Annotated in this window: 21 protein-coding genes; 10 read left to right on the top strand and 11 right to left on the bottom strand. The window is 36.6% G+C overall.

From position 1 onward, the window contains the following. Nucleotides 1–88: 88 nt before the first annotated feature. On the bottom strand, nt 89–439 hold the full coding sequence (locus ACUN24_RS11915) for a 4Fe-4S dicluster domain-containing protein (protein WP_025143125.1): 351 nt from the start codon (nt 437–439) through the stop codon (nt 89–91). A gap of 78 nt (nt 440–517) precedes the next feature. Here ACUN24_RS11915 and ACUN24_RS11910 point away from each other — a divergent pair, with 78 nt between their 5' ends. From ACUN24_RS11910 to ACUN24_RS11880, 7 genes are all read left to right on the top strand, one after another. Beyond that, complete coding sequence (locus ACUN24_RS11910; protein ID WP_445562670.1) at nt 518–1,534, top strand: acyl-CoA reductase; 1,017 nt, start codon at nt 518–520, stop codon at nt 1,532–1,534. 68 nt (nt 1,535–1,602) lie between these two features. Then, the gene (locus ACUN24_RS11905; protein ID WP_025143129.1) at nt 1,603–1,806 is read left to right on the top strand and encodes a hypothetical protein; all 204 of its coding nucleotides are present in this window, start codon (nt 1,603–1,605) and stop codon (nt 1,804–1,806) included. A 1-nt stretch (nt 1,807) separates the two neighbouring features. Next, nucleotides 1,808–2,491, top strand: coding sequence for a cell division ATP-binding protein FtsE (locus ACUN24_RS11900; RefSeq protein ID WP_029278680.1), 684 nt, complete (start codon nt 1,808–1,810; stop codon nt 2,489–2,491). Between the two features lie 128 nt (nt 2,492–2,619). After that, a complete protein-coding gene (locus tag ACUN24_RS11895) occupies nt 2,620–3,201 on the top strand; it encodes a nucleotide exchange factor GrpE (RefSeq protein WP_193422548.1) in 582 nt (193 codons plus the stop codon). Between the two features lie 90 nt (nt 3,202–3,291). After that, a complete protein-coding gene (gene dnaJ / locus ACUN24_RS11890) occupies nt 3,292–4,455 on the top strand; it encodes a molecular chaperone DnaJ (RefSeq protein ID WP_445562669.1) in 1,164 nt (387 codons plus the stop codon). A 627-nt stretch (nt 4,456–5,082) separates the two neighbouring features. Continuing rightward, on the top strand, nt 5,083–5,799 hold the full coding sequence (locus ACUN24_RS11885) for a DUF72 domain-containing protein (RefSeq protein ID WP_445562668.1): 717 nt from the start codon (nt 5,083–5,085) through the stop codon (nt 5,797–5,799). A gap of 356 nt (nt 5,800–6,155) precedes the next feature. Continuing rightward, a complete protein-coding gene (locus ACUN24_RS11880) occupies nt 6,156–7,070 on the top strand; it encodes a Ppx/GppA phosphatase family protein (RefSeq protein ID WP_445562667.1) in 915 nt (304 codons plus the stop codon). A gap of 54 nt (nt 7,071–7,124) precedes the next feature. Here ACUN24_RS11880 and ACUN24_RS11875 read toward each other — a convergent pair whose 3' ends face one another. The 10 genes from ACUN24_RS11875 to ACUN24_RS11830 form a co-directional block, all read right to left on the bottom strand. Further along, a complete protein-coding gene (locus tag ACUN24_RS11875) occupies nt 7,125–7,802 on the bottom strand; it encodes a carboxypeptidase-like regulatory domain-containing protein (RefSeq protein ID WP_445562666.1) in 678 nt (225 codons plus the stop codon). Nucleotides 7,803–7,854: 52 nt separating this feature from the next. Then, on the bottom strand, nt 7,855–8,421 hold the full coding sequence (locus tag ACUN24_RS11870; protein WP_445562665.1) for a Maf family protein: 567 nt from the start codon (nt 8,419–8,421) through the stop codon (nt 7,855–7,857). 69 nt (nt 8,422–8,490) lie between these two features. Continuing rightward, nucleotides 8,491–8,880 carry a hypothetical protein gene (locus tag ACUN24_RS11865; protein WP_132394872.1) on the bottom strand — a complete coding sequence of 130 codons (390 nt, stop codon included), beginning with the start codon at nt 8,878–8,880 and terminating at the stop codon, nt 8,491–8,493. A 104-nt stretch (nt 8,881–8,984) separates the two neighbouring features. After that, the gene (locus ACUN24_RS11860) at nt 8,985–9,815 is read right to left on the bottom strand and encodes a universal stress protein (protein WP_445562664.1); all 831 of its coding nucleotides are present in this window, start codon (nt 9,813–9,815) and stop codon (nt 8,985–8,987) included. Between the two features lie 414 nt (nt 9,816–10,229). Further along, complete coding sequence (locus ACUN24_RS11855) at nt 10,230–10,757, bottom strand: KdsC family phosphatase (protein WP_445562663.1); 528 nt, start codon at nt 10,755–10,757, stop codon at nt 10,230–10,232. A gap of 77 nt (nt 10,758–10,834) precedes the next feature. Continuing rightward, nucleotides 10,835–11,077 carry a Fe-S cluster assembly protein IscX gene (gene iscX, locus ACUN24_RS11850; protein WP_088300868.1) on the bottom strand — a complete coding sequence of 81 codons (243 nt, stop codon included), beginning with the start codon at nt 11,075–11,077 and terminating at the stop codon, nt 10,835–10,837. A 72-nt stretch (nt 11,078–11,149) separates the two neighbouring features. Further along, nucleotides 11,150–11,482 (bottom strand): 2Fe-2S iron-sulfur cluster-binding protein, encoded by a 333-nt coding sequence (locus tag ACUN24_RS11845; RefSeq protein WP_029275355.1) that lies wholly within the window; start codon nt 11,480–11,482, stop codon nt 11,150–11,152. A gap of 40 nt (nt 11,483–11,522) precedes the next feature. Beyond that, a complete protein-coding gene (locus ACUN24_RS11840; protein ID WP_445562662.1) occupies nt 11,523–12,287 on the bottom strand; it encodes a Rossmann-like and DUF2520 domain-containing protein in 765 nt (254 codons plus the stop codon). Between the two features lie 4 nt (nt 12,288–12,291). Next, nucleotides 12,292–14,748 (bottom strand): heme lyase CcmF/NrfE family subunit, encoded by a 2,457-nt coding sequence (locus tag ACUN24_RS11835; protein ID WP_445562661.1) that lies wholly within the window; start codon nt 14,746–14,748, stop codon nt 12,292–12,294. 8 nt (nt 14,749–14,756) lie between these two features. Beyond that, complete coding sequence (locus ACUN24_RS11830; RefSeq protein WP_445562660.1) at nt 14,757–15,191, bottom strand: cytochrome c maturation protein CcmE domain-containing protein; 435 nt, start codon at nt 15,189–15,191, stop codon at nt 14,757–14,759. 258 nt (nt 15,192–15,449) lie between these two features. Between ACUN24_RS11830 and ACUN24_RS11825 the strand changes: the two genes are divergently transcribed. The 3 genes from ACUN24_RS11825 (at nt 15,450) to ACUN24_RS11815 (ending at nt 19,708) form a co-directional block, all read left to right on the top strand. Beyond that, nucleotides 15,450–16,130, top strand: coding sequence for a hypothetical protein (locus ACUN24_RS11825; RefSeq protein ID WP_445562659.1), 681 nt, complete (start codon nt 15,450–15,452; stop codon nt 16,128–16,130). 62 nt (nt 16,131–16,192) lie between these two features. Then, nucleotides 16,193–18,250: a hypothetical protein gene (locus ACUN24_RS11820; protein WP_445562658.1), complete on the top strand. Its 2,058-nt coding sequence runs from the start codon at nt 16,193–16,195 to the stop codon at nt 18,248–18,250. A 63-nt stretch (nt 18,251–18,313) separates the two neighbouring features. Beyond that, on the top strand, nt 18,314–19,708 hold the full coding sequence (locus ACUN24_RS11815; protein WP_445562657.1) for a hypothetical protein: 1,395 nt from the start codon (nt 18,314–18,316) through the stop codon (nt 19,706–19,708). Nucleotides 19,709–19,873: the final 165 nt, after the last annotated feature.

Genomic DNA, 19,873 nt, shown 5'->3' with positions numbered 1-19,873 from the left:
GATTATATTTTTGGGCTATAAAAAACTTTCTATAACTAAAAAAGTCCCACTTATGCGAGACTTTTCTAGTTAAATATATGATATAAGCTTATCCTTCCTGGTGCAACCAGGCTTTCTTAGCCAATAATTCTTCTTCAGTTTCGCGGATATCTTCGTCATCTACGCAACAATCAACCGGGCAAACCGCGGCACACTGAGGCTCGTCATGAAAACCCTTACACTCTGTACACTTATCGGACACAATGTAATACACTTCATCCGAAACTGCTTCCTGGGCAGCATCTGCTTCAATTTGTTGATTACCAAAATCAATGATACCATTTAAATTAGTACCATCAGAAAAACGCCATGCAGTACCGGCATCGTAAATTGCATTATTTGGACATTCCGGTTCGCAAGCCCCACAATTTATACACTCATCTGTTATTTTAATCGCCATGTTTTCGTCTAATTCTTTTGCTTAGTTTACCTTTGCGATGCAAATATAAGATATAATCACTTAATAATAATTCTAAATATGTCAGCATTAACTCAAGAAAAAGTAATAATCGCGTTTAACAAACTGGGCTTATTGCTTACAAAGCCTACTGACATACTAGGAAATGCGTTTTATAGTGCTGAAAGCACAAATGCATGGTTTACTGCAGAAAATATAAAAAAATCTATCTTATCATTCGCCGAGATGTTAAATGAGGCAGATTTGACCATTTGGTTCGAATCGGTTAAGTTTAGTACATCGCCAAAAAAGGTGGGTTTAATCCTGGCGGGCAACATCCCATTGGTGGGTTTACATGACATTTTAAGTGTATTGGCTACCGGAAACATTGCACTAATCAAACTTTCTTCAGCTGATGAAAAATTAGTTAAAGCGGTGCTTGCCGAATTGATTAAAATAGAATCAAAATTTGAAGACAAAATAGAATATGTTGAGCGGTTAAAAGATTTTGACGCTGTTATTGCTACTGGCAGCAACAATTCATCCCGTTATTTTGATTATTATTTTAGTAAAGTTCCAAATATCATCCGTAAAAACAGGAACAGCGTGGCGGTTTTAGATGGTACCGAAAGTTTTGAAGATATTCAACACCTTGGCAATGATATTTTTGATTATTTTGGTTTGGGTTGCAGAAACGTTTCTAAACTTTATTTTCCTAAAGGGTACGATATTGCCAATTTTTACGAAGGTATAGAGAGTTTTCAACCCATTATTAATCACTTTAAATACAATAACAATTACGATTATAACAAATCTATTTACCTTGTTAATGCGGCTAAACACTTCGACAATGGCTTTTTGTTATTAAAAGAAGATGAGAACTTAACCTCTCCCTTAGCGGTGATTTTTTACGAAGAATATGATAATCTGCAAGAGATAGAAAATAAGTTAAAAGATAAATCAGAAAATATTCAATGCATTATTACTAAAGCACCGTTAAGCTTTAACACTTTTGGTTTTGGCCAAAGTCAGCATCCAAAACTTTGGGATTATGCCGATAATGTGAATACGATTGAGTTCTTAAACAACCTTAATTGAATTTCTCAACTTTAGTCTTTCAGCTTTCTCCTTTGGGCTTTCAGCTTAAATAGCTATTTTTGGACACAATGTATATCGTTAAAGTTAAAGGCATAGCCAAAATTCCAGATTACGTACAGTTGAGAGACGACAAGTTTACACTTTTAGCTTATTTTAGGGTAGACAGGCCTGATAAATCGCTCGAAAAACTCGGACTTGGCGACAAGCAAGATTACATTATGGAAATGGTTAAAGGTTTGCCTTTCGGGCAGATTGCAAAATTGGAAATATAATATGGCAGGCAACTCAGTAATTCATTTAAGTAATGTTGATGTTTTTCAGCAGAAACATTTAGTGCTCTCAAACGTAAATTTACATATCGAAAAAGATGAATTTGTATTCCTTATTGGTCAAACAGGTTCAGGTAAGAGCAGCTTGCTTAAAATATTATATGGCGACTTGCATATTGGCAATGGCGAAGGCAATATTGCCGGTTTTGACCTTAAAAACCTAAAAGAAAGCCAGGTTCCATTTTTACGTCGCAAATTGGGTGTAGTTTTTCAGGATTTTCAATTACTTACTGATAGAACGATTGAAAAAAATCTTGAATTTGTGCTTAAGGCAACAGGCTGGAAAGATGAAAAACTAATTAACGAGCGTATTAAAGATGTTTTAGACAAAGTTGGTTTACGTTCTAAAATAAAAAAAATGCCACACGAAATTTCCGGAGGCGAGCAGCAACGTATTGTTATTGCAAGGGCTTTGTTAAACGATCCGGAAATTATCCTTGCGGATGAACCTACAGGCAACTTAGACCCGGAAACATCAGAAGAAATTGTAACCCTTTTAAAACAAATCAGCCAGGCCGGAACTGCGGTATTAATGGCTACGCACGATTACCACATCATCCGCACTTTCCCTTCACGCATTATTAAATGTGAGAATGGAGTTGTGCACGAAGATGCTCAAATTGTATAAAAAATTCTGACATCCGTCAGCTAATCAGCCAATCTGTTCAGATAAATACAAATAAATCTGACAGCTTGGCTGATTTCCGTTTATGGCAAAATAGTTGAGATTAACACAAAAAAATTCAGCCCGGTATTATGTTTAATAAGAAGAAAAATAACGATAAAGAAGAAAATATAATGAATCCTGAAAATACATCAGAAAATACTGCTGAGAATGTAGAGAATACTGATGCTCCTGCAGTTGAAACTGAGCAGGCACCTGAATTATCCGCAGAAGAAAAATTGCAAGCGGAAGTTCAGCAACTTAACGACAAATATTTACGTTTATACGCTGAGTTCGATAATTATAAACGTCGTACACAAAAAGAACGTGTAGAATTATTGCAAACTGCCGGTAAGGATGTAATTGTTTCACTTTTACCTGTTTTAGATGATTTTAACCGTGCATTAAAAGCAATGGAAACAGCTACTGAGGTAGCTCCGGTTAAAGAAGGTATATTATTGGTAAGCACAAAACTGAAAAACACCCTGGCACAAAAAGGTTTGAAAGATGTAGAAAGCATTAACCAACCTTTTAATACCGATTTCCACGAAGCAATTACCAATATCCCTGCACCAAGCGAAGACCTTAAAGGAAAAGTGATCGATGAGGTGGAAAAAGGTTATACCTTAAATGATAATGTAATCCGCTTTGCTAAAGTTGTAGTTGGGGCGTAAGAAATAATTATTGAATGATTGAATTTTGAATGATTGAATTGATATTCTTTCATTCCATCACTCAATCATTCAATCATTTTATAAATAAAGATGAGTAAAAGAGATTATTACGACGTATTAGGCGTAACCAGGGGCGCAGCCGCCGATGAGATAAAAAAAGCTTATCGCAAGATGGCGATTAAATATCACCCGGATAAAAACCCTGGCGATAAAGCTGCTGAAGATAAATTTAAGGAAGCTGCTGAAGCTTACGAAATTTTAAGCAGTCCTGAGAAAAAACAACGTTATGACCAATACGGTCATGCTGGTGTTGGAGGCGCGAGTGGCGGCGGTTATGGCGGTGGCGGAATGAACATGGACGATATTTTCAGCAATTTCGGCGATGTATTCGGTGGTCACAATCCTTTCGAAAGTTTTTTTGGCGGTGGTGGTGGCGGTCAGCAACGTGGCGGTCGTCGTGTTGCAAAAGGCACTAACCTACGCATAAAGGTTAAATTAACACTTGAAGAAATTGCACATGGTGCCGAAAAGAAAATAAAGGTTAATAAACTAATCGTTTGTAAAACCTGCGATGGCTCTGGAGCAAAAGATAAATCATCAGTAAGTACCTGTGGTACCTGCGGTGGCAGCGGCCAGGTGCGTAGAGTAACCAATACGATTTTGGGCCAGATGCAAACGGCATCTACCTGTCCTACCTGTAACGGTAGCGGTCAGCAAATTACCGCTAAATGTAATGTTTGTCATGGAGATGGTGTTGTACGTGGTGAAGAAACCATTACCATCAATATTCCGGCAGGCGTAAGTGAAGGTATGCAATTAAGCATGAGCGGCAAAGGAAATGCAGCACCTAATGGCGGCATCCCTGGCGATTTAATTATCTTAATTGAAGAAACACCTCACGAAACCTTAAAACGTGAAGGAAATAATATTGTTTACGATTTACATTTAAGCTTTGTTGATGCTGCTTTAGGGCTGAGCATCGAAGTACCAACCATTGATGGTAAAGCCAAAATTAAAATCGAACCAGGTACCCAAAGCGGAAAGTTATTACGCTTAAAAGGTAAAGGTTTGCCAGAAGTTAATTCTTACCATAGAGGTGATGAAATTATTCACATCAACATCTGGACACCAAAAGCTTTAAGTAGCGACGAACGTAATGCTTTAGAGAAATTACGTGAATCGCCGAATTTTAAGCCTCAACCAGGTAAAAATGATAAGAGTTTCTTCGAAAGAATGAAAGAATACTTCGAGTAATTTGTAATTAAATATAATTGAAAAACCGATGTCGCAAGCATCGGTTTTTTTTGTTTTACAGCAAATTGTCATGCTGATCCGATTTTGTGAAGTCAGATGTTACCATCTGACTATAAAAACCATATAAGTAAAATGGATAATTGATTTTTCACAGTATCAGATGGTAACATCTGACATCACGGGTATTTATTTCTAACCTTAAATCCCTGCATTTGCATAAGATATTGACCACCTAAGTAACCTGAAAGCATAAATTATTTTGTGAAGTCAGATGTTACCATCTGACTATAAAAACCATATAAGTAAAATGGATAATTGATTTTTCACAGTACCAGATGGTAACATCTGACATCACGGGTATTTATTTCTAACCTTAAATCCCTGCATTTGCATAAGATATTGACCACCTAAGTAACCTGAAAGCATAAATTATTTTGTGAAGTCAGATGTTACCATCTGACTATAAAAACCATATAAATAAAATGGATAATTGATTTTTCACAGTATCAGATGGTAACATCTGACACCACGGACAAACTATCAGGTTACATTGGTATCTCGTTGATTATTTTCAGTGCAATCTATAACAGATGATAAACCTTTCCCTCTATAACCTGTTTTTTATGCATGAAATGGAGAATTGGTTGTTCAGGTTTCTATTACCGCGAATGGAAAGAAGTTTTCTATCCTAAAGGTTTAGCACAAAAAGATTGGTTTAAGTATTATTGCGGGCAATTTAATACAATAGAGATTAATTCTACTTTTTATAAAATGCCAACGCAAAAATCGTTCGATAAATGGTACAATGAAAGTCCTGGCGATTTTTTGTTTACGATTAAGGCACCGCGTTTAATTACACACTACAAGCAGTTGAATGAATGCGAGCAACTTATCAACGATTTTTACGAGGCTATTCAAATCGGGCTAAAAGAGAAATTGGGCTGTGTACTTTTTCAGTTTCCACCGAAGTTCGATTATAATGCTGAACGGTTAAATCTATTGATTGAAAATTTAAGACCAGATTTTAAAAACGTGGTAGAATTTCGCCACATCAGTTGGTTTGACGAAGAAATTCACAAAAAATTAGCCAAAAACAATATCACTTTCAGCGGACAAAGCTACCCTTCTGCCCTACCAGATAATGTAATTCAAAATACAGCAACTGTTTATTACCGTTTTCATGGAAAACCTGTGTTGTATAAATCAGAATATGACATAAATACAATTACGGACTTCAAAAATCAGATTAAAGACGGTGTTAATGAAGTTTTTGTTTATTTTAATAATACCTGGGGAGTTGGAGCATTACATAACGCGAAACAATTGCAGGATTTTGTGAAATAGGATTGGAAAAGCAATGACAGTGGTATATTTTAATGTTAGCCGGGCTATACGCTGTAGCTCAGACTGAAAAAATCTGAGGCTGCCGCTGCTATCCCGTTTATTAACAGCGGCTTGTTCTACTATTCTGGATCGCAGAACCATATTAGTGCAGTAAGATGATAACATCTGACATCACGGAATTTTCCTGGCCGTTCGCTATTTTGCCAAAACCTACTAGCGTGAAAAATAAACCTGATAGCAATGATATTTCGGTGAACTTGCTTTAATTTAGCACCAACATTAACGAAATTTAATGGATAGCAGGACTGCAGCTCCCGATAAAGTATTGAATCTGCTTTCCAAAAAATAAAAAAAATATGCGTGTTGCCGTTATCGATCTTGGAACCAATACTTTTCATTTGCTTATTGCTGAAAAAGCAGGTAAAGAATTGGAAATTCTCTACAAAACCAATGTTCCCGTTAAATTGGGCGAAGGAAGAATTAACGATAATATTATCATTCCAGCAGCCTTTGAAAGAGGAATAAATTGTCTTAAAGATTTTAGTGAAATTATTGCGGATTACCAGGTTGATAAAATCAGGGCTACGGCAACATCTGCCATTAGAAGTGCAGAAAACGGGAAAGATTTCGTTGATGCGGTAAATGAAAAAACTGGAATAAGCATTGAAACGATTAGCGGTGAAGAAGAAGCTGAATTAATTTACCAGGGTGTTAAACTGAGCGGTGCCATTACCGATCTTTCGCTGGTTATGGATATTGGTGGCGGTAGTGTAGAATTTATTCTTTGCGACACTGAAAGACTGATCTGGAAGAAAAGTTACAATATTGGTGCAGCCCGTTTAATGCAACAGTTTTTTAAATCAGACCCCATAAATGACGGGGATAAAAACGCCATTTTATTTCACATTCAAAACCAACTCATCAATCTTTTCGACATCTGTGAAAAACATCAGCCCAAAGTGCTGATCGGATCTGCCGGAGCATTCGAAACCTTTGCCGAACTCATCATCAGAAAAAACAAACTGAAAACAGATATAAATACCACCAAAACTTTCGAATTTAACTTTGACGACTATATCGAAATTGCAGGTAAATTATTGAATTCTACCCATCAAGAGAGATCAGCAATGCCTGGAATAATTCCATTAAGGGTTGATATGATTGTGATTGCGGCTTTAATTACCAATTACGTTTTGGGCAGATCGAAGATAAACAGGTTAACGCTTTCCACTTACGATTTGAAAATGGGTGTACTGGCCAGCCTGATATAGAAAATGACCCATCAGCAGATGGATCACCGGGAGTTTGCATATATTAATTTAGGATTATTTCTTTTTTGGCGCAATCAGTACTCTACCCATAATCATTGGTTCAGTTTTTTTGAGTTTGAGGTTATTTTGTTTCTCTTTAGAAAAATCGAGTGTTAAAAAGGCTGAATAACGGATGCTTTCAACCATCAGTTGGTTTTTACTGAAATCAAACTTATTATCCAAAAGAATTTCGTAGCGACCATTTTTATCAGTCAAAGTAACATATTTAGTATCAAGAATGGATAACCTTATTCCAGCGAGCGGCTTATTGTCAGCACCGATAACATAACCGTATACTTTTTTGGGTATAACCGGTTTTTTATTATCGGTTTTGTTATTTATGCTTCTAGTTATTTCAATGGACTCCTTAAAATTTTCGGCTCTGGCATCAATCACAAAAATGCTCATGCCTATAGCCAGCACACCAAGGTACTTCATCCAGTTTCTATTGTTTGTTGGAACAATAGCCAAATGATAGTTGAGCTGGTTTAATTGGCTTTGGCTCATGCGGCCGCACACAGAAGAACCTGCATTTGCCAATACATTAATGATTTCTGCATTGGTATAGCCAGAAAAATCGATTACATTTTTGCTACAGGCTTTACAGAAATTAAAGCCTTCGCCTTTATCCATTTCATCCCAGTTCTGTAAACATGGCTCGGCTATGGTAACTTCATTAATTCTCGCTTTCATCGTGGTTGCTTTTAGAGATGATGAAACTTTTAAGAGAATTCCACAAGGAGTTTTAAATAAACTTCAATAGCTCATTATATAGCTTTTCTGTTGGCAAGCCCATTACGTTAGTATACGAGCCTTCAATCCGTTGTACCACTACGATACCCCACCAATCTTGCACACCGTAACTTCCGGCCTTATCAAAGGGTTTGTAATTATCAATGTAGAAATCAATTTCATCAGCTGTAACAGATTTACAGTAAACTTCTGTCCTATCGTAAAACGAATGAATTTTATCGCCTTTAACAAGTGTTACACCCGTAAAAACTTCATGTCTGCTTCCAGACAGCTTTTTTAACATTTCTTGAGCATGCACCCTATCTTCAGGTTTACCTAAAATCTCACCGTTTAATGCAACAATGGTATCTGCTGTAATCACTATTTCGCCATCGGCAGTAAAAGCCCTGGCCTTCTGTTCTGAAATGTAAACGGCAATTTCTGCCGGACTTAAATCTGAGGGGTAGCTTTCATCAACATCTTTAAGCTCGACTTTGAAATTTAAGCCCATAAGTGTTAAAAGCTCTTGTCTACGTGGCGATTTAGAGGCTAAAATAATGGGAGGGAAATTGGCAGGCATATTTTATTTTTCTGCTAAAATAAGAAAAGCGACATAAAGCCGCTTTTCTTATTTCATATTTTACCAGGATTAGTTATTTCCACCACCTTGTCTGCGTTTTTCCATTTCAGCACGTTGTTCTTTTTGCCAGGCTTCGTAAGCTTTTTTCTGATCGTCAGTTAATACCGCAGTAACTTTTGCGTCGTTATCAGCACGCATTTTTTGCATTTTTTCTCTCATCGCATCTCTATCGCCACCGCCTTGCATTTCTTCGCGCATTTTTTTCATGGTTTCAGCCTGCTCAGTAAAAACCGTGGTTAACTTTGTTTTCTGATCATCCGATAACTTTAATTTTTCGTCTAACAGTTTTACCCTTTCTTCAGGTTTCATCATCATTCTTCCCTGTCCACCACCTTGTTGCGCGTTAGCGAAACCAGCTATACCTAGCATTAATCCGCAAATCATCATTAATTTTTTCATGTTGTTCTTTTGTTGTTTTTGGTCCAAATTGAGTTTGTTGGAGTGTAAAAGAAAATGAAAGTTTAAAGTCGCTATGTAACTAAGCTGTTGCGAAATAAAATATATCAATCTTTCAACAATAACACCGGCACATGCGATTTAATCGTTAACCTTTGAGATACACTTTCGTGCAGCAAACTTTCAAAAAAACTATACTTCTTTGGAAGTGCGATAATTAACTGGGCTTCTTCGCTTTTGGCAAATTTTACGATTCCTTTAATCGTATCGGGATGATCAGCGTAGTGATATGCCGGCGAAAAATCTTTAAGCATCTCATGTAAAAAATGTTCTTCCTGGGAATCGATCTTATGACCAGAATTAATATTAAGCACCAAAAGTTCGAGGACATGTTTGCTCAGGATATTTTTGAGTGCGTGCATCGGGATCACCTCTTTAACCTTTTTAAAATCGCAGGCTAAAATGGCTTTACGGATGGATTGATAATCAGCCTTAGGCGGAACAACCAAAACCGGAACCGGACTTGATTTAGAAATTTTGATCGCATTAGAACCGATATCACTTTCATCTTTCGCCTTTTTACCATTACTTCCGATAATAATGACTTCGATTTCTTCCCTATTTACCCGATCGATGATTGATCTTAATAAGGTTTCTCTTGTTAGAGAAACCTCTATGTCGGCCTTGGGATTAATCTCCAGCATTTTTGACTTCAGTTTTTCGAGTGCTTCGAGCCTTATCTTAATTTCATCAGCGATATTTTCATCAGTCGTAATGATCATATCGGGTGTAGGAAGAATGCTCTCGTATTCGGAAACGTAATAAGCATTAAGCAGTATAATTTTTGAGTTCGTCATCGCGAAACTCAACCTGGCCGCATATTTCGCAGCATGATCAGCTGTTTTAGAAAAATCGACAGGCACAAGGTATGTACTCATATGATTAAAAATTATGTTTTTACATCAGTAAATTAATCAATCGATTGATTAATTTACTGATGTAAATCTCGTACATAATCTGGTGTATTGCAAATTTTTGAACTGAAGATTTATAACGGGAACGTCATTCTGTTAGGTGGTACGTAGCTAAAGATCCTTCGACTACGCTCAGGATGACAATCATGGAAAGCACAATGACCAATGTTCAATTTACAATGATCAATAGTCATAACTTATATCATCATCCTGACTGTTAAGAAGTGAAACGGAGAAATCTATTACTAAGTTATTTCTTGAAAATACTTGTAGAAAGATCCTTCGACTACGCTCAGGATGACAAGCGCCGAAGAAGTAATAAACAATGTTCTACCAGCAATTACCAATGAACGAATGACAAATGAACTATTGAACTAATTACATCCCCGAATCGGCAGCATTTGGATTTTCATCGTGCCACCTGCCCTGTACTTTCATTACTTTTTCGATAATATCACGCACAGCGGTTTTTCCTCCATTGTAAGGGGAAATGAATGTAGAGATTGCTTTTATCTCTTCTACCGCATCTGCCGGACAGGTTGGGAGCCCAACAAGTTTCATTACTTTTAAATCAGGGATATCGTCGCCCATATAAAGCACTTCTTCTGAAGTAATGCCCTTATCTTGAAGATATTGATTGAAAATGGCAACCTTATCTCCTGTTCCGAGGAAAACATCGGTTACGCCCAGATTAAAAAATCGTTTGCCCATGGCAATACCATCTCCACCAGATATAATACAAACATTATAACCTCTTTTAACAGCCAATTGCATGGCATAGCCATCTTTAATGTTAAAAGTGCGCAACGACTGACCATTATCAGTAACCTGAACTGATCCATCGGTAAGCACACCATCTACATCAAAAATGAAAGTGGTAATCTCTTTTAATTTCTGGAGAAACATTTTGAGTTGGGAGTTTGGGGTTTGGAGTTGTGAGTAGAATGGAGCTCTAAACTCCAAACTCTTGTCTCCAAACTAAATTACTGATTATCTCTCCACTCGTATACCCAGGCAGATTGAATTTGTTCTAAATGGCCTTCACTGCTTTCCTCACGAGTACCTTTAAAGTTTGGCAATTCTAAAACCCATTCTAAAAGTTCGGTAAAGCGGATACGGTAAATTTTGGCTTCTGTAAAATCATCACCAAATTTCTCATATAAAGACATTGCTATATCTTCGTAGTCGTTCCAATAAAAAGGTAAAGCAAATTTATCGTTGTTCATGTTGTTTTGTTGGTTAATTGTTGAAATTGGTTAATCGACTCCCGACTAAGGACTTTGGACTAAGGACTAAACCTAGTGTCCCATAAAATCAGACTGGTCTGGTATGGTTACTTCGATATCGCCGTTAATCACCACACACTGGCAACCTAAACGGGAAGTAATTTTCGGACGGACTGCTCTATCGATAAAGTCTTCTTCTTTGTCAGAAATCTCTTCGATATTGTCCATACCTTTTGTTACGTACACATGGCAGGTACTGCAACCACAAACACCACCACAGTTGTGCTGTAATTCGATTCCATTATCCAGACAAACATCTAAAACAGATTCTCCGGCTGCTATTGGTAATTCAATAGATTCGTGATCTGCTTCTTCAAAATTTATTTTTAGTTTAAAAATGCTCATAATTATTTTGCAAAAGTAATAAGCAGAAGCCGTAATTATGCTATTTCAGCATTAATTTTATGCTATCGCTCAATGTTTGATAAATGTTCTGCAATTCAGGCATATCGGTTAACATGCTCAAATGCTTATTTAGAGTGCTTTCATCAACCCTAACTGCTGGCCCAGTCTGCACATTTTCAGGCAGGTTGCTCATTACCTTATCGGCTGTTTCGGCAATTAATGGCCTGATGATTTCAAAATTCAAATCGTTCTGACTTAAAATTTTATTTGCCAAAGCATACAGGTGATTCGGAAAATTACAGGCAAATACCGCTGCCAGGTGTAATACTTTTCTTTTCTCGCCATTTAACTTATATACTTCCCGGCTAATTTTAGCAGCGAGATTGCTTAAAATCGTTAATTGACTGTCATCGTTCGCTTCAATACAAAGTGGAATATTTTCAAATGAAACCTCTTTTTCTTTTGAAAAAGTTTGCAAAGGATAAAAAACGCCCGCTTTAGTAACTTGTGATGATAAAACATTAATATCTGTAGTTCCAGAGGTATGTACCACCAGGCCAGTTACATTTTTCAATGATTTAGCAACGCTTTCAATCGCATCATCTTTTACCGAGATGATATATAAATCAGCATTTTGCTTAATTTCATTTAAATCGCCGATGGCTTCAGTTGCAATCGACTGTGCCAATAAGGTTGCATTATCCAGGTTTTGACTGTACACCTGCACGATCTCCTCGCCCTTGCTTTTTAAAGCCTTTGCTAAGTGTGTGGCAACGTTTCCAGAACCTAATAAAACAATTTTCATGATTTTATACGACTTTGGCCTCTTTTCTCCTTCTAAAAATTGAAATTAAGAAACCCACAACCATTACGATGGTACCAGCCCAGTATAAATTGATGAAAGGAAATTCAATTGCTTTAAAAACAACCCAATCTTTAGCTTGTTGAGGTTTTTCAAAAATCTGAAGCTCTACTTTTTTCTCATCTGGCAAAACCCTCGAAAAACGGAATTTCAAATCTAATTCATCCACTTTACGGGCGAAATCGAAAGTATTATTCCCTTTTATTAAGAAAATAGGCTCCGTGTTGTAAACTTTACCGGCTGCATTAATTTCTAATGGTAAACCAACCGCATAATCGCCTTGCGCAAGTGCTAAATCTTTAGCAGTAGGCTTTCGATCTAAATCTTTCACCGTAATCACACCGCTCGAAGTATGGATGGTATCGCCTACTGAAACTTTAACAATACGTGGTGCTTTATAGTTTTCATCATCCGAATGCCCTTCGTGCGATTCTTTTTTAGCAGGGGCGCTGGTAATGTGAGTGTACACATCGTAGGTTAAATAATGCTTGGTATCAGGAGAGGCAATCAAACCCATTTTTTCATTGTCCTGAACATGTGGATGCAAATTAAAATCTTCTTTCACTTTCCCTTCTTTATCCAAAACTTTAAAATTAAGGGTATAAATGGTATTGGGTGCCACTACTGTATCAGTGATGTATGTTACGGTATACTTACCCATTTTTTTAGGTTCGTTTTTGTATAACATGATGTTTTCACCAGGTTTTTCCGCCTTCTCGAAACCTTCTACCGGAATAAATTTACTGGCATTAATTGATAAAGGTTTGTTTGTAGCGGCAGAAATTAAAGCACCTAAGATCAAAAAAGCAAAACCAATGTGTGCAATTGCAGATCCAGCCAATTTAGCCTTGCCACCAAAAGCCTGATATAATACTGCAGCATTAGAAAGAACAGCGAACAAACAACTGAAAGTAATGAGGATGTACATGGTGTTGGTGTAAATCCCAGCCACATACACTAAACCTGCGGTTAAAACAATCGAAAACAAAATCGCAGAGATTAAACTGCTATAAAATTTTCGAGGATCTGTTCTTTTGTATTTTAAATATTGAGAGAAACCCGAAATCAAAGTAATTAATACCGCAAATGGGGCTTGCCATTGATTATAGTATTTAACGGCATCGATTGGAGGCGAAAAATTTGTTCCAAAGGCTTTGTTAAATACAGGAACCGAAGTGGAGAATATGACCTGGATGCAAGCGATAGTTACCACTAAAGCGCCAATAAACATCCAGAATTCGCGAGAATAGGTTTCTTCATCTTTGGTGGTAATCGGCAATTCTTTCCACCGTACTACAATCAACGTTATGGCCAAAACTGCAAAAACTACGTTGTACAAAATCAGGTGACCAAACATTCCCATATCAGTGAACGAGTGTACAGATGTATCGCCCAAAATTCCGCTTCGTGTTAAAAACGATGCATAAAGCACCAATAAGAAACTTAAGAATACCAATGCAATGGCTGTAAAATAGGCATGCCCTGTATTTTTATATGCAATCATTACGTGTACCGCCCCGATTAGGGTTAACCATGGAATTAAAGAAGCATTTTCTACAGGATCCCAAGCCCAGAAACCGCCAAAGTTTAATGCTTCGTAAGCCCAGAAAGACCCCATAATAATACCTGTACCTAAAACCATCACCGCAAAAAGCGCCCAAGGCATAACTGGTTTAATCCATTCTTTATATCTTTTTTGCCATAAAGCCGCAATGCCATAAGCAAAAGGCACAACCATACTGGCGAAACCTAAAAACAAAGTTGGCGGGTGAATCACCATCCAATAATTTTGCAACAACGGATTTAATCCTCTACCATCGGTAATGAATTTTAAATAATTAGCGAAGTTCTCAGGATTTGCGAAAACAACAGGAGCCATTGATTTTAAATCAAGCGAATCTCTTAGCAAGATAAATGGAGAACTTCCGATGCGTTCGCCAAAAATCTCTACCCCTAAAAGCATTGAGGTTAAAAACACTTGGGAGAAGGCTACAACTGTCATTACAGGTCGCTCCCAGGTTTTAGCTTTCCAGATTAATAAAGTACCTAGAAATGATTGCCAGAAAGCCCAGAGCAAGAAACTTCCTTCCTGTCCCTCCCAGAAGGCAGAAATAATATAATGAATTGGAAGCTGTTTTGAGGAGTGCCAATAAATGTAACTGTATTCATTGTAGTGCCCCAGTACCAGATAGAACAAAATTGCTCCAATACCAATTATACAGCCAAAATTAACTAAGAATCCAATCCGGCCTAAGTTTCTCCAGGATTTTTCTTCTAATTTTTTATCGCGACTGGCAAAAAAATACGATATAGTTGATAGTAATGATGCACTAAATGCCAGAACAATAAAAAACTGCCCGATTTTACCTGGTAACAGGTGTTCGCCTACAAATTGAATATCCATTAAATAAATTAGTTATATTTTTTCCCGCCGTCTTTGCTTACTTGTTCGACTTTGCCGTCCTTATTAACCTCTACCAGGTTATCATTATATTTAGATGGGCATTTCATTAAAATTTTCGATGCGTAAAATTTGTCCTTATCCATTTTACCGATAAGCACTAATTTTTCTGATTTTTCGAAATCCTGCGGTTTGGTACCAGCGTAAATTACCTCTCTCACGTCTCCCTTTTCATCTTTCATATGGAATGAAAAATGGTTCGCGTCTTTTACGGCATCGTAGTAAGTACCCATTGATTTTACCCAATAGCCCATAACATGTTCTTCTTTCTCAGAAAGAGTTGCTTGTTTGAAATTAGAGTAGGTGTCGGTATTTGCATTTAAGCTAAATAAAATCCCTACGGAAATCGCGATGGTAATCAACCCAATGATTGCACTTTTCTTCATGGTTTATACTTGTTGTAAAAGCTGGCAACAAAGATAGAAAAATAGGCTTAGCCAGCATTCTTTTACATTTTTCTTGTCTTTATATTGACAATCAACTGATTTTTGAAGGGCAAATATTTTGTTCTGAATCCCTATTTATAACCGATCTTAAGTAATATCTTAAATCGCTTAAAAGTCCGGCCTGAAATTATTAAGTTTGGCCTGTCAGATAATTATTCCCTTTTTACATTCCACACAGTAAACATAAACCGGATTAATATGAACTTGAAACAGTTTTATAAGTTATTGTTATTTATCTTTTTGATACCCATTTTAAGCTCGTGCTTTGAGGTAATTGAAGAAATTTCGATGAAAAGCGATGGTACTGGTGATGTTGTGCTCACCATAAACCTGAGTCAGAGTAAAACAAAGGTGGCTTCTGTAATGCTGTTAGATAGCGTACAGGGTTATAAAGTCCCCAGTAAACAGAAAATTCAGCAAGAATTAAGTGAAGCAGTAGCCTATTTGAGAAAATCGGAGGGAATTTCGAATGTTAAAAGCACGAGTGATTTTAATAATTACATCGCAACCATCAGCTTTTCTTTTAAAGATGTTTCGAATATCAATAACATCACCAAAAACATTCTTGCGCAACAAAAAATTAAGGCAACCAATACTTCATCTTACACCTATAACAAGGCTACCAAAACCTTTAGCCGAAAATACCAGGCAATCGGTACCGCTAAAACAGAATTCAGTAAATTAAAAGCAAAAGACAAGGCGGTTTTTAACGGTGCTACCTACACCAGCATCTATCGTTTCGAGTCTCCTGTAACAAGTAGCGCCAATCCGTCATCAAACGTGTCGAAATCCAAAAAAGCCGTGATGTTAAAAAGCAGCATTATGGATTTAATTAACGGAAAAATTAACGTATCAAACACTATACAACTATCTAAATAAATCATGTATATAGCCTCAATAGTAAAATAAACATGATCCTTATCTCTAAAAAATCTATCTAAATGAAAAAAATTCTAATTGCCATCTCCCTATTTTTATCGCTAAACTTTGCGCAGGCACAGGATTTAGCAAAAAAAATTCCATCAAATGCTTTCACAGTAGCCACCATTAAGGGCGATAATGTTTTTAAACTCATGTTTGTAAAAGATTTTAACGAATCTTTTGTAGGCAAGAAATTATTGACGGAAACCTCTAAATCTCTGGATAAAAACTTCACCAGTATAGAAGATTTTGGCATCAACCTGGAGAAAAACATGTATTACTTTAACCAATTAAGTGATAGCATTACCTACAACTGTTTTTTAATTCCGATAAAGGATGCCAAAAAATTTGAAAGCCTGATCGAAAATAAAGAGAAAAAATTTACGCAGCAGGGCGATATCCGTACAATGGTTTTACCTGATAGTACGAGTATCATCAAATGGAACAATAACATGCTTTATTTTGTAACAGGAAGCATTAGGGGTTCATTTTTTGCCGATTCAGTTAAATCTGCCCGTTATGGGATTAAATACACAAAATATGGGTGGGATACAGTAGGATTAGATAGTGCTGCTGTGGCTGTAGATTCGGTGGCGACGGTTGCTTATCCTGAAGAGATTGTTACTCCCGCTAAAGTAAAATCTTATAAAAAGACAAAAACCACTAATAAAAAGAAAAAATCAGCAAAAAAAGCCACTAAAGGTAAAACACTAAAGAAATCTACTGCTGGTAAAAAGAAAAAGCCAGTCAGTGATGGTTTTATTTATGATGGAATCTCACCAGACATGCCTGATGATGTGGTAAGGGATAGTGCTGTAGCTTATGTTTCAGGCGATGTAGCGGACACTGCAAATTATAATCAGGCTGGTGATGAAAAGCACTATCAAGAGTACCAGAAAGAACTGGCAGAACAGGATACCAAGAAAAAAAGACTGGCTTTTACCTGGATGACCGCTCAGGCTGATCAGATTTTCAATGGCACTTATGAATCTATTGAGACAAATAAATCTTATACTTCAAGTTTGGATAACAAAGCCATTGCAGAGCTATGGGTATCGAGCCTTCAGGATGTTTACAATTCCATTGCGCCTGAATTTGGCACTTATGGTAAAGCAGGCTTAATGAAAGGTTATGGCAGCTTAAATGCTAAACTTTTTATGGATGACAAAAGTTTCCGTATTTCTACGGGCTTAGAATTGGCCCAGGAACAAGCCGATGCTTATAAAAAAATTATGAACAGGAAGTTGAACAAAAACTTTCTGAAATATGTAGACAGTGAAAAAGCCCTTGGTTTTATGAGCTATTCTATTGATACTAAAGCTTATTTAGAAGAATTCCCGAAGTTAATTAAACAAACTTATGGTTCTTTTTTAGGCGGTAAAATGGACGAGGAGGTTGAATTGGGAACTGGTCTGTTTTCACTTTTATTGGATGAAGAAGCGGTGAGCAAAGTAATTAAAGGTGATGCGCTATTCGTAATCAATGGATTAAAAACCAAAGAAGTTACTTATACCACTTATGAGTATGATGATGATTACAATCAAAAAGAGGTAACAAAAACCAAAAATGAAACTTTACCTGATTTCCTTTTCATGTTCTCTTCTGAAGATACCAGGTTGATTAACAAGCTGATTAAATATGGCATTCATAAAAACATGGTAACGGTTGAAAATAATATTTATAAAATTCAGGAGAAGAAAAGCCCGATTGATATTTACTTTATGATTAAAGACGGAATTGTGTTTTTTGGCAATTCTTTAAGTGAGATGCAAAGCATCAGTAATAATCAACACAACAACAAAATCAGCAAGCTGCACAAAGACCTGTTGAGCAAAAACAATTTCAGCTTCCTGTTTAATGCTAAAAATCTTGTAGGAAAAGTGCCAGATTCAGAAATTGGCGGTGAAGAAACCGCTAAGAAATTTAACAGTACTTTAGAAAAAATGGGCAATGTGTACATGAAATCGAACCCGATTAAGGGCAGATTAGTTTCAGCAGATATCAGCGCCGAAATTCCGAACGGGCATGAAAATGCATTGAAGTATTTGTTTTCGCTTATTGAGAATGCAGCTAAATAGTTTAGTTGGCAATTATCAGTTGGCAGTTTACAGTTAACCGATTTAAACAGTTAACCATATTCCATGAAGAAATTTTTAAAAATAACAGCAGCGATAGTAATATTGCTGCTGCTTTGTTATTTCGGCTTTTTCAAATACAGACAAATCCAGGCCAATAAGATATCCATCCCTGTTTCTACCGATGCTTTGTTTAAAATTAATGTTGATGAACTATACAAAACCATTGCAGTTAGTTATCTGAAACATCCTGGTCAATATTCAGGAGCAGACAAGAAAGGGATCAAAGAAAGGTTAACCGATTTAAACACAGGCTTAAAAATACCCGCAAACATTTACATATACATGTTAAAAGGAAGAGCTAAAAATACTTTTTTCTCGTGTTTCGAAATAGCCGACAGTTTGGCATTTAACCGCTTTATTCTGAAAAAGCTTGCATTAATCAAAAAGGATACTCATTTTTTCCAGTCTGCAGACTCAACATTTTGCCTTCTGTTCAACAATAAAACGGTAAGCCTGGCATTTACCCTGAAAAAGGAGCCGGTAAAAAATGTACTGGAAGAAATACAGGCTCAGAAAAACATGGTTAAAATTAGCGATAGCAAGTTTGAGCAAATGGCCAGCTTTTCCGATCACCTGTCTTTTCAAAATGAAGAAACTTTAAGCAAAGTTAATTTTACAGATGGAAAAATTGATTTTAACAGTGAATTGGTGAATAGATGGATAGAACCTGCTGCTGAACCTAAGCATCGGATTTTAAATCCCCAAAGTACAGTGAGTATGTGGCTAAACGGGAAGTTTAAACCTGCTTTGTCTAAAAAAAAAGCAGCTGAAAGTCTTTCCCTACTTTCAAAAGATAGTTTTTTCAGATTTTACAAAGATTACGTGGATTTTGAATGGACAAACACTATTACGCAGGTAGATACCATTGTCGGCTACGAGTACAATGATGACTTTGAGCAGGTGGAGAAAAAAATACTTCAAGACCGGAAGATTCCCTCGATTACTATAAATCTAAATGCCGACGATAAAGCATTGAATACTTACCTTAAATCGCTAGGCGCATTAGATCAATCTACCGGAAAGATTAGCAGCGCAATGATTCCTTTATACCAATTTTATTTTAAAGGCAGTAATGGTAATGTTCAATTAAGTACAGTTCAAAGCGCTAAACCAGATTTGAAAAGGGCATCATCTGACGACTTCTTTTATTTTAAAGTTGATTTTAAAAAATTGATCAAACAAACATCAATACCCTTAATTGCCGATAAACTGGGTACTTTTAGTCAACTGGAAATCAAAGCAAAAAGTATAGAGAAAGATAAAATCAAACTAGAATCGGAACTTTTATTTTTAAATGAGGATCGTAACGCCTTGATCCAACTTTTAAAACCGTTTAAAAATGGATTCAACAGCTCGTTAAATTTTAATTTCAATGTTGATATTCCGGCAAACAAGTAAGTATTTCCCGCAGATTCAAGGTGATTTACGCAGAGTATTGTGATCTTTTATGTTATTCTTATAAATCATACAAGTCGTTCGATAGGCTACGATTGACAGATTTCAATAGAGTAGTCGTCTTTCCCGCGCAGGCGGGAATCTTAAAGCGCTTGCATTACGATTCCA

The sequence above is a fragment of the Pedobacter sp. WC2501 genome (genome assembly GCF_052682415.1).
This window is presented reverse-complemented; position numbering and strand designations above follow the sequence as displayed.

Excerpts from the sequence above, each read along its gene's own strand:
- ACUN24_RS11915 (WP_025143125.1), bottom strand. The coding sequence starts at position 439 with ATGGCGATTAAAATAACAGATGAGTGTATAAATTGTGGGGCTTGCGAA.
- ACUN24_RS11910 (WP_445562670.1), top strand. The coding sequence starts at position 518 with ATGTCAGCATTAACTCAAGAAAAAGTAATAATCGCGTTTAACAAACTG.
- ACUN24_RS11905 (WP_025143129.1), top strand. The coding sequence starts at position 1,603 with ATGTATATCGTTAAAGTTAAAGGCATAGCCAAAATTCCAGATTACGTA.
- ACUN24_RS11900 (WP_029278680.1), top strand. The coding sequence starts at position 1,808 with ATGGCAGGCAACTCAGTAATTCATTTAAGTAATGTTGATGTTTTTCAG.
- ACUN24_RS11895 (WP_193422548.1), top strand. The coding sequence starts at position 2,620 with ATGTTTAATAAGAAGAAAAATAACGATAAAGAAGAAAATATAATGAAT.
- dnaJ (WP_445562669.1), top strand. The coding sequence starts at position 3,292 with ATGAGTAAAAGAGATTATTACGACGTATTAGGCGTAACCAGGGGCGCA.
- ACUN24_RS11885 (WP_445562668.1), top strand. The coding sequence starts at position 5,083 with ATGAAATGGAGAATTGGTTGTTCAGGTTTCTATTACCGCGAATGGAAA.
- ACUN24_RS11880 (WP_445562667.1), top strand. The coding sequence starts at position 6,156 with ATGCGTGTTGCCGTTATCGATCTTGGAACCAATACTTTTCATTTGCTT.
- ACUN24_RS11875 (WP_445562666.1), bottom strand. The coding sequence starts at position 7,802 with ATGAAAGCGAGAATTAATGAAGTTACCATAGCCGAGCCATGTTTACAG.
- ACUN24_RS11870 (WP_445562665.1), bottom strand. The coding sequence starts at position 8,421 with ATGCCTGCCAATTTCCCTCCCATTATTTTAGCCTCTAAATCGCCACGT.
- ACUN24_RS11865 (WP_132394872.1), bottom strand. The coding sequence starts at position 8,880 with ATGAAAAAATTAATGATGATTTGCGGATTAATGCTAGGTATAGCTGGT.
- ACUN24_RS11860 (WP_445562664.1), bottom strand. The coding sequence starts at position 9,815 with ATGAGTACATACCTTGTGCCTGTCGATTTTTCTAAAACAGCTGATCAT.
- ACUN24_RS11855 (WP_445562663.1), bottom strand. The coding sequence starts at position 10,757 with ATGTTTCTCCAGAAATTAAAAGAGATTACCACTTTCATTTTTGATGTA.
- iscX (WP_088300868.1), bottom strand. The coding sequence starts at position 11,077 with ATGAACAACGATAAATTTGCTTTACCTTTTTATTGGAACGACTACGAA.
- ACUN24_RS11845 (WP_029275355.1), bottom strand. The coding sequence starts at position 11,482 with ATGAGCATTTTTAAACTAAAAATAAATTTTGAAGAAGCAGATCACGAA.
- ACUN24_RS11840 (WP_445562662.1), bottom strand. The coding sequence starts at position 12,287 with ATGAAAATTGTTTTATTAGGTTCTGGAAACGTTGCCACACACTTAGCA.
- ACUN24_RS11835 (WP_445562661.1), bottom strand. The coding sequence starts at position 14,748 with ATGGATATTCAATTTGTAGGCGAACACCTGTTACCAGGTAAAATCGGG.
- ACUN24_RS11830 (WP_445562660.1), bottom strand. The coding sequence starts at position 15,191 with ATGAAGAAAAGTGCAATCATTGGGTTGATTACCATCGCGATTTCCGTA.
- ACUN24_RS11825 (WP_445562659.1), top strand. The coding sequence starts at position 15,450 with ATGAACTTGAAACAGTTTTATAAGTTATTGTTATTTATCTTTTTGATA.
- ACUN24_RS11820 (WP_445562658.1), top strand. The coding sequence starts at position 16,193 with ATGAAAAAAATTCTAATTGCCATCTCCCTATTTTTATCGCTAAACTTT.
- ACUN24_RS11815 (WP_445562657.1), top strand. The coding sequence starts at position 18,314 with ATGAAGAAATTTTTAAAAATAACAGCAGCGATAGTAATATTGCTGCTG.